The 12,402-nt window shown below is 70.7% G+C and carries 11 protein-coding genes; 2 read left to right on the forward strand and 9 right to left on the reverse strand.

The window, feature by feature from the left end; all coding sequences use genetic code 11:
- Nucleotides 1-58: 58 nt before the first annotated feature.
- The 6 genes from HOQ08_RS11875 to HOQ08_RS11900 form a co-directional block, all read right to left on the reverse strand.
- A complete protein-coding gene (locus HOQ08_RS11875; RefSeq protein ID WP_291194986.1) occupies nt 59-931 on the reverse strand; it encodes an AraC family transcriptional regulator in 873 nt (290 codons plus the stop codon).
- A 23-nt stretch (nt 932-954) separates the two neighbouring features.
- The gene (locus tag HOQ08_RS11880) at nt 955-2,523 is read right to left on the reverse strand and encodes an alpha-amylase family glycosyl hydrolase (protein WP_291194988.1); all 1,569 of its coding nucleotides are present in this window, start codon (nt 2,521-2,523) and stop codon (nt 955-957) included.
- A 139-nt stretch (nt 2,524-2,662) separates the two neighbouring features.
- Nucleotides 2,663-3,481 carry an alpha/beta hydrolase-fold protein gene (locus tag HOQ08_RS11885; protein ID WP_291194990.1) on the reverse strand — a complete coding sequence of 273 codons (819 nt, stop codon included), beginning with the start codon at nt 3,479-3,481 and terminating at the stop codon, nt 2,663-2,665.
- Nucleotides 3,478-4,596 (reverse strand): zinc-binding dehydrogenase, encoded by a 1,119-nt coding sequence (locus HOQ08_RS11890; RefSeq protein WP_291194992.1) that lies wholly within the window; start codon nt 4,594-4,596, stop codon nt 3,478-3,480. The genes HOQ08_RS11885 and HOQ08_RS11890 overlap by 4 nt, the downstream gene beginning before the upstream one ends.
- Complete coding sequence (locus HOQ08_RS11895; protein WP_291194994.1) at nt 4,593-5,405, reverse strand: phytanoyl-CoA dioxygenase family protein; 813 nt, start codon at nt 5,403-5,405, stop codon at nt 4,593-4,595. The genes HOQ08_RS11890 and HOQ08_RS11895 overlap by 4 nt, the downstream gene beginning before the upstream one ends.
- A 136-nt stretch (nt 5,406-5,541) precedes the next feature.
- Nucleotides 5,542-7,026, reverse strand: coding sequence for an MFS transporter (locus tag HOQ08_RS11900; RefSeq protein WP_291194997.1), 1,485 nt, complete (start codon nt 7,024-7,026; stop codon nt 5,542-5,544).
- Between the two features lie 254 nt (nt 7,027-7,280).
- On the opposite strand from HOQ08_RS11900, the gene HOQ08_RS11905 reads away from it, so the two are divergent.
- Entirely contained in the window at nt 7,281-8,543 is a 1,263-nt protein-coding gene (locus tag HOQ08_RS11905; protein WP_291195000.1) for an MFS transporter, read from the forward strand.
- A 4-nt stretch (nt 8,544-8,547) separates the two neighbouring features.
- On the opposite strand, the gene HOQ08_RS11910 is transcribed toward HOQ08_RS11905, so the two are convergent.
- On the reverse strand, nt 8,548-9,792 hold the full coding sequence (locus HOQ08_RS11910) for an alkaline phosphatase family protein (RefSeq protein WP_291195003.1): 1,245 nt from the start codon (nt 9,790-9,792) through the stop codon (nt 8,548-8,550).
- Between the two features lie 69 nt (nt 9,793-9,861).
- Nucleotides 9,862-11,124: an ectonucleotide pyrophosphatase/phosphodiesterase gene (locus HOQ08_RS11915; RefSeq protein ID WP_291195006.1), complete on the reverse strand. Its 1,263-nt coding sequence runs from the start codon at nt 11,122-11,124 to the stop codon at nt 9,862-9,864.
- Nucleotides 11,125-11,171: 47 nt separating this feature from the next.
- Here HOQ08_RS11915 and HOQ08_RS11920 point away from each other — a divergent pair, with 47 nt between their 5' ends.
- On the forward strand, nt 11,172-11,594 hold the full coding sequence (locus HOQ08_RS11920; RefSeq protein WP_291195009.1) for a hypothetical protein: 423 nt from the start codon (nt 11,172-11,174) through the stop codon (nt 11,592-11,594).
- A 27-nt stretch (nt 11,595-11,621) separates the two neighbouring features.
- On the opposite strand, the gene HOQ08_RS11925 is transcribed toward HOQ08_RS11920, so the two are convergent.
- Nucleotides 11,622-12,188 carry a methylated-DNA--[protein]-cysteine S-methyltransferase gene (locus HOQ08_RS11925; protein WP_291195012.1) on the reverse strand — a complete coding sequence of 189 codons (567 nt, stop codon included), beginning with the start codon at nt 12,186-12,188 and terminating at the stop codon, nt 11,622-11,624.
- Nucleotides 12,189-12,402: the final 214 nt, after the last annotated feature.

Below are 12,402 nucleotides of genomic sequence, written 5' to 3' on the forward strand. Positions count from 1 at the left end.
GGCTACTGGCGCTATCGCTGAGCTGCAAGCGGCGGCGCGGGACGCCCAGGCCGGCGGGCTACGCCTCGCCGGCGCCCGCACCGGGTGCGGGCGGCAGGGTGCGGCGGTAGTCGCGCGGCGTCATGCCGAAGCGGTGGTGGAACAGCTCGCCGAAGTGCGAGGGCGTGGAGAAGCCCAGGTCGTAGGCGATCGCGGCGACGCTCTGCCCGGTCTCCAGCAGGCGCCGGCTGGCCAGGTGCAGGCGGTGGGTGCGGACGTAGTCGCTCCAGCTCATGCCGACCAGCTGCTTGAAGCGGCGGCTGAAGTAGGCGGGCGACAACGCGCACAGCGCCGCCGCCTGTTCCGCGCCGGGCGCGCCTGCGGGATCGCGTCGAAGCCGGTCGATGGCCGGGCGCAGGCGTTGCAATGCGGCCGCCTGCGCGGAGACCTTTCTTCCGCCGACCACCGGTGCATGCACCGCCGTGCGCAGCAGCAGTTCGGCCAGCGGCAGCGCCAGCGGATCGGCGGCCGGCAATTCGGCCAGCCACTCGGCCAGTGTCATCAGCCGCCGGTGCAATGCCGGATCGGGCAAGGCGCAGAAGGATTCGCGCAGGCGCTCCAGCCCGGGCGTGCCCGCCAGCGCCTCGCCGGCGGCAGCCTCGACCTGCACCAGCACCCAGTCGCGCGGGCCTGCCTCGAGCGCGAAGTCGTGTTGGCGCATCGAAGGCACGAAGGCGAGCGCGTGGGGCGCCAGCGGATAGCGGCGGTCCTCGGCGGTGAAGTGCCCGCGGACGGTGCCGAACAGCACCAGTTCGTGCACGTCGTGGAAATGCACGAACGGATCGCTGGCTTCGGTTTCGCGCCCCTGTCGCACGCGTTCGGCGCGCACCGGCGCACCCGGACGCAGCTCGACCGGCTCGCAGATGGGGCGGTCGAGATGCGGCAACGCCATGGGTTCTCCGTCGGGCTGGCCGTTCAGTCCGTGCCGAGCAGCCTTACCTGCATCGGGTGCAGCGTCGCATCGAGCGGACCGGCGGGATTGTCGTCGAGCAGGTTGCGCCAATGCTCCGCGGCGGGCAATGCCGCGCCGAGCGCCGGGCGCGCGTCAGTATCGCCGAGATTGACCAGCAGCAGCGTGCGCCGCGTGCCCTGCGTGCGCAGGATGCAAAGCACCGCGGAAGCGTCGTCGCAGAGGATGCGCTGATCGCCACGGCGCAGTTCGGGCCGATCGCGGCGCAGCGACAGCAGCGTGCGGTACCACGCGTACAGCGAGTCCGGTTTGGGTTGTTCCTCTTCCAGCGAGACGCCGTCGTTCGAGCGGTTGTAGCGGCCGGTCCACCAGCGCTGGCCGCCGCGGTACCAGATGGCCGAGCCGGCGGCCTCCAGGTCGGCGTTCCAGCGGAACGCCTCGCGCATCGGGATCTGGGTGGCGTCCGAATCCTCGTGCGGCAAGGCCTTGCCGCGCATGCCCAGCTCCTGTCCGTAGTAGATCAGCGGCTCGCCCTTGAGCGTCAGCTCGATGGCGGCGCCGGCGCGTGCGCGGGCCTGGTCGCCCTCGACGATCGACATGAAGCGGTCGATGTCGTGGTTTTCCAGCAGGATCACCTGGTCCTTGCCAGGCGGCGTGATCGCTGCAGTTTCGCGCAGCGCCTTGACGATGGCGTGCTTGTCCAGCTGCACCAGCGCGCCGCGCAGGGGAAAGGCGAACACCATGTCCGCGTGGCCCTGCGTCAGCCATTCGCCGCCGTAGCCCCAGCCGGCCTGTTCGGCCAGGATGCGCAGTTCCGGCCGGCGCGCCTTGAGCGCCTGGATCAGCGGCGTCCAGAAACCGGCGAACAGGTTCGCGTCCACGCCCTTGTGGTCGAGGTCGTCCATCATGTGGTCGAGCCGTAGGCCGTCCACGCCGTCGCGGCCGCTGCCGTCGCCGTGCGGGTCGACCCAGTACAGCAGCAGGTCGCGGAAGTAACGTTGCACCTCGGGGTTGTGCAGATTGACCATGGCGATGCCGATGTCGCGGCCGTCGTAGCCGCGCCAGCGCGCACGGTCGAGGAAGGGTTCGGCGATGCGGTGCTGCGGATCGCGCCACAACAGGTGGTCGGCGTACTTGCCGTGCGGCTTGCCGATCGAGTCGCGCCACCACGGATGGCCCTCGCCGACGTACTGGAATTCCTCGTCGAGGTAGACCTTCAACCCGCGTGCGTGGGCGGCGCGCAGGAAGGCGAGGTAGTCTCCGCGCGTGCCGTAGGCCGGCTCGATCGACCTGAAGTCGGTGGCGAAGTAGTTGTGGTAGTACGGCGAGGGCTGCAGCGGCGTGAGCAGGATCGAGGTGATGCCCAGCTGCTTGAGGTAGTCCAGGCGCGAGGTCAGGCCCCTGAGGTCGCCGATGCGATCGCCATTGGAATCGCGGAAGCTGCGCTCGAAGATCTGGTAGAACACTTCGTCGGCCGGAGCGGCGCGCGGCGGTTCGGCGCGTGGCGCGGCGGCGGCTGCGGCCGGCAGCAGCAGGACGAGGACGAGCCACCTGACCAGCGTTGCGATGTTCATGCGTGGTCTCCTCCAGTCGGTTCGGCCCGGCAAGGGCGTCGATCCATGGTGCCGTGCCGCGGGCCTGGGGTGAATGCCCGTCGCCGGCGGAAGAACGGGCGCTCCTTGCGGTCCACCGCCGCACGCCGCACAGCCATCCTCAGCGCCCCGCGCGCAGCACTTTGCCGAAGAAGTGCAGGACGCCCTCGAGCGTGGCGCTCCAGTAGGGCCAATCGTGGCCGCCCTCGTTTTCGACGTAGCAGTGGGCGATGCCGGCCTTGAGCAGCGCGCCGTGCAGTTCGCGGTTGGCTTCCAGGTAAGGGTCGTCGCGGCCGCAGCCGATGCGGATCGGCGGCAGCGGGAAGCTTGCGCCGGTAAGCGCCGCCAGCACGCTGCGGTCGGCCGGCGCCTCGCTCCAGCCGGCGCGGTCTTCCTCGATCAGCCGGTCGAACTGCGACGCATCGGTCACTGCCGACAGCGCGGCGGCCGCGGCGATCCGCATCGGGTATTTGCCCGCCAACCGCAAGGCACCGAAGCCGCCCATGCTCAGGCCGGCCACCAGCAGCGGCGAGCGGTGCGTGCACTCGTCGATCAGCTCGCGCGCCAGTGCCGGCACCTCGTCCAGGATCCAGCGCTCGGCATCCGCGTCGTCCTGTTCGACATAGCCGGAGCCGTCGCCCCACAGGCCGTCCGAAGGCATCAGCAGCGCGACCGGCGGCAACGCGCCCTCGGCGATCAGCCGCATGGCCGTCAGATGGGCACCGCCCTTGAGCGCCCAGGCCCAATGCGAGCCGAACACGCCGTGCAGCAACACCACCATCGGGAGGTCGGCGGTACCGCGCGCCACCGGCGGTACGAACACGGTGACGTCGGCGCGCCGCCGCAGCGAGCGGCTCTTGACGGTGACGAATTCCAGCCCGACGGAACCGATCGCCGGATCGGACCGCTCCACGGTGCGGAAGGGCGCGCCGCCGTTCATGCGGGGAGCAACACGCCCTTGGTGCTGCGGCCATAAAGCATGTCCGCGAAGGCGCGGTCCAGGGCTTCCAGCGGATAGCGGTGGCTGACCAGCGGGGCCAGCTCCAGCAGGCCCTGGGCATGCCAGTCGTACAGCCGCGGGAAATCGCGGGCGGGCACGCAGCCGCCGTACAGCGGGGCGATGTAGCGCTTGTTCCAGAACAGCTGCGGCAGCTGCATCGTGGCAGGTCCGTGCGCGCCGCTCACCTGCAGCGAATTGCCGCCGTTGCGCGCCATCTGCAGCGGCAGGAAGGCCAGTGCAGGCACGCCGGTGGCTTCGAACGCGTGGTCCGCGCCACGCCCGCCGGTCAGCTCGCGTATCTCGGCGAGCAGCAGCGCGTGGTCGGGATCGTCGTCGTCGGCTTGCAGCAGATGGGTGGCACCCAGCTGGCGGGCCAGGTCGAGGCGGGCAGGCACGCGGTCGATCGCGATGATGGTGCAGGCGCCGGCGATCCGCGCCCCCTGGATCACGTTCAGGCCGACGCCGCCGCAACCCAGCACGGCGACCGAATCGCCCGGCAGCACGTTCGCGGTGTTGATCGCCGAACCCACCCCGGTCATCACTGCACAGCCGAGGATGCAGGCCAGGTCCAGCGGCAGGCCTGATGGCAGCGGCGTCACCGCCTCGGCGCGCACCAGCGCATGGCGCGCGAACGTGCCGAGGTGGAACGATCGCTCGACCGGCCGGCCACGCCAGCGCGTGCCGCCCGCGTGCGCGCGGCTGTTGCCGAGCCGGGGCACATCCAGCTCGTGCGTGCGCTCGCACAGCGCGTCGGCGCCCCGGGCGCACTGGAAGCAGTCGCCGCAGGGAATCGCCCAGTTGAGCAGGACGGGTTGCCCGACGACCAGACCCTCCACGCCGTCGCCGATGGCTTCGACGTGGCCGGCGCCTTCGTGCCCCATGACCAGCGGCCCGGGCCACTGCAGCGAGGCGTGATCGGTATGGCAGACGCCGGCCGCAGCCACGGTAATGCGCACCTCGCCCGGGCCGGGCGGGTCGACCTCGATGGTGTCGACCACGAAGCGGCCTTCGCCATCGGCGATCACGGCCGGTCCGCTGGCGACGCCGCTGCTCATGGCGCACGCTCGAACAGCACCGGGTTCTTCGGCGTGTCGATGATCTCGCCGGGCGCGGCGCCGGGGCACCAGCGTTCCTGGTCGGCCCGCTGCATGTGGTTCTCCGGCGCCTTCAGCCGCATGTCGCGGTCCATGTAGATCACCGTCATCACCGAGCGCGGCCGGTCGGAGCGGTTGGGTCCGGCGCGATGGAAGGTCCAGCCCAGGTGGAAGCTCACCTCGCCCAGCGCGAACGGCTCGTCCACCACGCGGAAGCCCTGCGCCTCCATGTTCGCGGTGATCGCCCGCTCGCTTTCGTCGGAGATTCCCAGGTCGCGGCCGAACTCCACCGACTGGCTGCCGGCGAAGAAGGCCAGCGGCCCCATCTCCTGCGGCACCGCCTGCAGCGGTATCCAGGCGGTGATCGTGCGGTCGCTGGCCAGCGGCCAGTAGTACTGGTCCGCATGCGACGGGGTGATGCCGCCGTTGGGTTCCTTGTACAGCGACTGGTCGTGGTACAGCCGCACGCCCTCGACCTCCAGCAACGCCGCGGCGAGCCCGGCCAGGCGGCGGCCGAACACGAACTCGCGCACGTCGGCGCTTTCCTCCCACAGGTTCATCACCTGCAGGAAGGCGCGGTCGTAGGTGCTGCGCTGCTCCAGCGGCAGGGTCTGGGTGTTGAGCGCGATGGTCAGCCGGGTGATTTCGGCGCCGTAGTGCTGCAGCTCGTCGGCGTTGAACACGTCTTTCAGCCGGATGAAACCATCGCGGCGGAAGTCGGCCCGCTGGCGCTCCGACAGCGGGTAGGGGCGGTCGAGGTCGATCGTCATGGGGCCTGTGGCGGTCGGTCGCGGGTACCGGGCCATGGTAGGAACGGCCCTGCGCGACCGCATCGGCGAGGCTTGTCCAGCCGGCCGCCGCGACTATCGGATTCATGACCTGGCCCGGGAGCGCCCCGGGCAGGCTTCAGGCGGCCGGAGCCGGCGCGGCCGCCACGGCGCCGCGCACGCGCAGCGTGCACAGGCCGGCGACGAACAGGCTCACGCCGCCCAGCGCCAGCGCCCAGATCGGTTGCCCGTGGAAGAACCGCTTCAGCAGCTGGCCCAGCACGCTGGCGGCGACCAGCTGCGGGATGACGATGAAGAAATTGAAGATGCCCATGTAGACGCCCATCTTGGCGGGCGGCAGGTTGTCCGAGAGCATCGCGTAGGGCAGCGACAGGATCGACGCCCAGGCGAAGCCGACGCCGACCATCGGCAGCAGCAGCCAGTGCGGATCGCGGATCAGCAGGAACGACAGCAATCCGGCGCCGCCCAGCCAGAGATTCACCAGGTGGGTAACGCGCAGCCCCCACCAGCGCACCATCGAGGGGATCACCAGCGCCGCGAGCGCGGCAAAGCCGTTGTATGCGGCGAACAGCACGCCGACCCAGTTGGCGCCGTCGTTATAGGCGCTCGACTGCGGATCGGTGCTGCCGAAGTGCACCTGCGCCACGGCGGCGGTCGCGTAGATCCACATCGCGAACAGCGCGAACCAGGAGAACAGCTGCAGCCACGCGAGGCGGCGCATCGCCTGCGGCATGGTGCGCAGGTCGACCAGCACCTGCGCGAGCATGCCATGGCTGCGCGTACGGGCCAGCCACAGCAGGGCCAGCCCGTAGGCGGCCAGCCCGCCGGTGAGCAGGTACATCTCCGGCTGCAGCGCGCATTGCCGGATCAGCACTGCTCCGATCACGCCAGCGAGCAGCCACGCCGCCCCCGTGCGTGCGGCGCCCGCCGTGGCCTGCACCGGTGCGGCCGCGGACACGGGAGCGGCCGGTCCGAACTCCCCGGGCGGGTACTCGCGCGTGCTGGCCACGGTCCAGCCGACCGCGCCCAGCAGCACCGCGCCGCCGGCGTAGAAGGCGAAGCGCACCGTGTCGGGGATACCGCCCGCGGGGGCGGTGTTGTCCACGCCGAACCGGGCCAGCAGCCAGGGCATCGCCGAGGCGACCACCGCGCCAATGCCGATGAAGAAGCTCTGCATGGCGTAGCCGAGCGGGCGCTGGCGGGTCGGCAGCTGGTCGCCGACGAAGGCGCGGAAGGGTTCCATCGACACGTTGATCGAGGCGTCCATCAGCCACAGCAGGGCCGCCGCGGCCCACAGTGTCGGCGCATTCGGCATCCACAGCAGCGACAGCGCAGCCAGCAGCGCGCCCGCGAGGAAGTACGGACGGCGCCGTCCCAGCCGTGTCCAGGTGCGGTCCGAGCAATAGCCGACGATCGGTTGCACCAGCAGCCCGGTGACCGGCGCGGCCACCCACAGTAGCGGGATCCGGTCCAGCGACGCGCCCAGCGTCTGGAAGATCCGGCTCACCTGCGCGGTCTGCAGCGCGAAGCCGAACTGGATCCCGAGGAAGCCGAAGCACATGTTCCATATCTGCCAGAACGACAGGGCGGGTTGGTTTCTCATGGCATGAAGGTTCGCGGCGGAGATGAGGCGATCGGGCACGGCGAGGATGCTCCGCGCACCGATTCGTTGACCGGCGAAGGCAACGGATGCGGATCGCCAGCGCTTGCACGCGGGCCTGCACTGTAGGACGCCAGTGGCGCGACGGGCAATCGCGTCGCAAACGCAGGGCCCTCCTGCGCCGCAGGTTGACGGTGGCCGGGTGCGGGAGAGGACAATGGCCGCCCTCCCCACGATGGCCGCAAGATGGTCTCCGCATGAACGACACGAGCGTGCCGGCCGTCCACGCGGCCGATGGTCTGCTGATCCGCCACGGCACGCCGCTGTTCCGCCAGGCCAATCTGGCCCTGTTCGCCGCCGGCATCGCAACCTTCGGGCTGCTCTACTGCGTGCAGCCGCTGATGCCCGAGTTCAGCAAGGACTACGGCGTGGACGCAGCGACCAGCGCGCTGTCGCTCTCGCTGACCACCGGCGTGCTGGCCTTCGCGATGCTGTTCGCCGGCGCTGTGTCCGACGCCTACGGGCGCAAGTCGGTGATGACCGTATCGCTGATCGCTTCGGCGGTGCTGGTGCTGCTGAGCGCGCTGGTGCCCGGCTGGACCAGCCTGCTGGTGTTGCGCACCTTGCTCGGCCTCTCCCTGAGCGGCCTGCCGGCGGTGGCGATGACCTGGTTGAGCGAGGAAATGCACCCGGAATCGATCGGTCTCGGCATGGGCCTGTACATCAGCGGCAACGCCATCGGCGGCATGGGCGGGCGGCTGGTCACAGGCGTGCTGGCGGATTTCTTCGACTGGCGCGTGGGCGTGATGATGGTGGCCGGCATCGGCCTGGCTTCCGGCCTGATGTTCTGGCGGCTGTTGCCGCCTTCGCGCCATTTCGAGCGCCAGCCGCTGCAGCCGCGCACGTTGCTGGCACGCTTCGCCGGCGTGTTCCGCGATGCCGGGCTGCCATGGATGTTCGCCGAGGGCTTCTTGCTGCTGGGCGCCTTCGTCACGGTCTACAACTACATCGGCTACCGTCTGTTGGCGCCGCCGTACGGCCTCAGCCAGGCGGTGGTCGGCCTGATCTTCAGCGTCTATCTGATCGGCACCTTCAGCTCGGCGTGGATGGGCCATCTGGCCGGCAAGCTGGGTCGCCGGCGCGTGCTGTGGACCACGTTCGCGTTGATGCTCGCGGGCGTGGGCATGACGATGCTGCGCCCGCTCGTGCTGGTGATCGGCGGCGTGGTGGCAGTGACCTTCGGCTTCTTCGGTGGCCACTCCATCGTGAGCAGCTGGGTCGGCCGCCGCGCCGGGTCGGCCAAGGCGCAGGCCTCGTCGCTGTACCTGTTCGCCTATTACATGGGCTCCAGCCTGGCCGGCGCAGGCGGCGGCCTGTTCTACACCGCGCGCGGCTGGAACGGCGTGGCCGCGTTCATCGGGGCAATGGTGCTGGCTGGCCTGCTGATCGCATGGCGGCTGTATTTCCTGCAGCCGCTGCCGGGGCCTCCGTCGCCGGGCACCGAGCCACCGCTGCCGTAGCGCCTCAGCGTGCCGCGGGCGCCAGCATGCCGGCCACGTCGGCATAGCGGCCGTCGTTGGGAGCCGGACGCAGGCCCAGCAGGTGCGTCATCAGCGGATAGACGTCCACGTTCGGGAACACCGGTACCCGGGCGTGTGCGCGGAAGGCCGGGCCGTGCGCCACGAACAGCGCCCGCATGCGCGGGTCGGCGTTGTCGAAACCGTGTTCGCCGAGGATGGCCTTGCCGTGGTGAAGCACGGTGCCCGGGTTGTGGGTGATCAGCCAGCCGACCTGCGCCAGGCAGAACAGCGGCGGCACGCGCCCGTTGTGGCCGTAGTGCAGGCGGGACGGGATGTCAGCCTTGCGCCAGCACTGCATGTGCGGCTGCGGCCGGAGCAGGGCGGCGGCAACCTCCGCCTCGTGGCCCGGCGCCGGGATGATGCCCGCGATGGCACCGGTCGAGACCACCTGGACGTGTGCCGGATCGACCAGGTCGTCGAGGAAGATGCGTTGGGCTGGCGGCGTGTCGGCCATGCCGTGGTCGGCCAGCACGATCAGGTTGAGGTGATCGTACAGCCCGCGCTGCTTCAGGCCAGCGACCAGGCGCGCGAGCGCACGGTCGACCTGGGCGATGGCCTGGTTGGTCTGCGCCGCCTGCGGGCCTTCGTAGTGGCCGGCCGAATCGACCGCCTCGAAGTACAGCGTGAGGAACGCCGGCCGCTGCCCCGGCGGCAGGTCCAGCCAGTGCAGCACGCGGTCGACGCGCGCGTCGTAGTCCATGTCGCCGTCATAGGGCAGCCAGTAATCCGGGCGATGGCCATGGATGCTCGCTTCCGAGCCTGGCCAGAACAGGGTCGCCGTCTTCAGGCCCTGGCGGTCGGCGGTAACCCAGATCGGTTCGGCCTCGTCCCACCAGCGCCCGTCGCCCACCGCCTCGCGGTTGCCCAGGGTGAACCGGCCCAGGCCCGGCACGGACATGGCGTTGTCGACGATGCCATGGTGGTCCGGATAGCGGCCGGTCACCAGGCTGTAGTGGTTGGGAAAGGTCAGCGAGGGGAAGGCGGGCTCCAGGCCCTGTCCGCGCACGCCCTCGCGTGCGAGCGCCTCGAGCGCCGGACTGTGGCCGCGGTCGAGGTAGTCGGCGCGGAAGCCATCGATGGATACCAGCAGCAGCGGCGGGCGCGCCGCCGGCCGGGCGGCCGGCGCGGTGGTGCAGCCGGCCGCCAGCGCGAGCAGGCACAGGCAGGCCAGGCGGAACAGGGTTGTCATGGCAGGGCTCGGGGGGCGGGGGCGCGGATGATCGCCTGGCCCGCCGTTCGCCGGCACCTGCCGTAACGCCTATTGCGCGCCGGCGGTGCCTGCATCTCGGCGTGCGGCGGGCACCAGCATGTCCTCCACCGCGTGGTAGTCGCCGTCGCCGGGCTGCGCCGGCACGCCCAGCAGGTGCGTCATCAGCGGATAGACGTCCACGTTCGGGAACGACGCCGCCGTGACGCCACTGCGGAAGGCGGGCCCGTGCGCGACGAACAGCGCCTGCATAAGCGGCGAGGCGTTGTCGTAGCCGTGTTCGCCCAGGCTGACGTGGCCCTGGTGCGAGGCGAGGTAGTCGGCGGTGGTGATGCGCCAGCCGACGTCCGCCAGGCACAGCAGCTGCGGCACGCGCGGGTTGCGGCCGTAGGCCAGCCGTGCGGGGACACGGGTCCGGTCCCAGCAGTGCATGTGCGGATGCGGCCGTTCCAGCTTCGCCTCGATGGCGGCGAAATCATGGTCCGGCCTGGGATTGAAGCCTGCGAGCACGCCCAGGCTCACCACCTGGACCTGGTCCAGGTCGATCTGCCGTTCGATCAGCACGCTGTGTTCCAGCGGCACCGCGGCCATGCCGTGGTCGGCCAGCACGATCAGGTTCATGTGGTCGAACAGGCCGCGTGCCTCGAGACCTTGCACCAGCCGCGCCAGCGCCAGGTCGGTCTCGCGCAGGGCGGCGTCGACCTGCGGCGCGTCCGGTCCGTAGCTGTGGCCGGCGTGGTCGACCGCGTCGAAGTAGAGGGTGAGGAACGCGGGGCGGCGGTCCGGCGGCAGGTCCAGCCAGGCGAGCACCTGGTCGACGCGCTGGTCCGGCGTCACCGTGCCATCGTAGGGTTTCCAGTAGTCGGGATGGCGGCCGTGGATGTCCGCTTCGGAGCCGGGCCAGAACATGGTCGCGGTGCGCAGGCCCTGGCGGTCGGCGGTCTCCCACAGCGGCGTGCCTTGCGCCCACCAGCGTCCGTCGCTCACCGCCTTGCGGTTGCCCAGCGAGAACTTGCCCAGCTGCGCGTCGTACATGGTGTTGTTGACGATGCCGTGGTGGTCCGGGCGCAGGCCGGTGACGAGGGTGTAGTGGTTGGGAAAGGTCAGCGACGGAAAGGACGGCTGCATGGCCGCGCGCACGCCGCTGCGCGCCAGCGCCGCCAGCGTGGGCGACAGGCCGCGCTCGAGGTAGTCGGCGCGGTAGCCATCGATGGAAACCAGCAGCAGCGGCCGCGCCGCGGTACGCGGTGCCGTCGCGCAACCGGCGCTGAATGCCAGCGCCAGGCAGCACAACAGGCGAAACAGGATTTTCATAGGCGAACTTCTACGATGGATCGGTCGCGCATCATCGCATCGCCTTCATGACGCAAAGAACCCATCCCTCGCCTCGCCGCCGTCTCGCCATGCTCGCGATGGTGCTGCCGGCGGCTGCCGGTGCATGGCAGGCCAAACCCACCCAGCCCGCGCCGCCACCGCGGCCGGTGGTCATCGTGCAACCGCCCGCCGATGCGCGCTTCCAGCAGGCGGTGCGGGAGCAGCAGGTGCGCGACCAACTGCAGAAGAACCAGTTGGAGGAGCAACTGCGCCAGCGGCAGATGCAGGCGATGCGCCAGCCGTATGCCGCCGATCCGGCGCATGCCGCGCGGCTGGACCAGGCCGACCAGGCGCAGCGCGAGCTCTATCGCGGGCGCCAGCAGGACGTGCTGGATCGTTACCAGAGCACCGTGGCGCCGCCGGTGGTGCATTCGGCCGGCGAGCCCGCTTCCTCGGGCAGCGGCGGTTGACCGGTCCTGCGCGGACGTGTGCGTGGGCTAGCGCGGCATCCGCCGATGGCCGCCCGATCCGGGCGTTGCCGCATCGCGCGCGCTGGGCGCACCCGGGCCGAACAGGTCACCGCGTGCGATGCCGTCCTCCATCGCCAACAGGAAACGCTTGGTCGGCAGGCCGCCGCCGAAGCCGGTGAGGCTGCCGTTGGCGCCGATCACGCGATGGCAGGGCAGGACGATCGGCAAGGGGTTGCGCCCATTGGCCGCGCCTACCGCGCGCACGGCCTGCGGATGGCCGATGCGGCGCGCCAGCTCGCCGTAGCTGATGGTTTCGCCATAGGGGATGCGGCCCAGTTCCTCCCACACCGCGAGCTGGAACGGCGTGCCCAGCGGGTGCAACGGCAGGTCGAACGCACACCGCGTGCCGGCGAAATATTCCTCCAGCTGCGTGCGCGCGAAGGCGAGCGACTGCGGCGAGTGCGACCAGCCGGGCGCCGGTTCGCGCTGGTGGCGGCCGCTCTCGAACCACACCTCGCGCAGGCCTTCCCGATCGGCGACCAGGCGCAAGCGGCCGACGGGGGTGGGCAGGTTGTCGTACCAGATGCTGCTCATGGGCGGAGTTCGTCGGCTGCGGCGTGTCTGGCGCTGCTCGCCACGAGGGTGGCGGGGCGGCGCCGAAGAGCCATGACGTGCACGATCATGCACGCTTCCTCGATACCGGGGCCTGATCCGCCGCGCCGCGCCACAAGTGCATTACCGCATAGGCCCGCCAGGGCCGCCATGCCTCGGCCATGGCCGAGAGAACCCGTGTGCTCAGCTCGCCGCC

The organism is Frateuria sp., from assembly GCF_013362045.1.
In the GTDB taxonomy this organism is placed as follows: domain Bacteria; phylum Pseudomonadota; class Gammaproteobacteria; order Xanthomonadales; family Rhodanobacteraceae; genus Frateuria_A.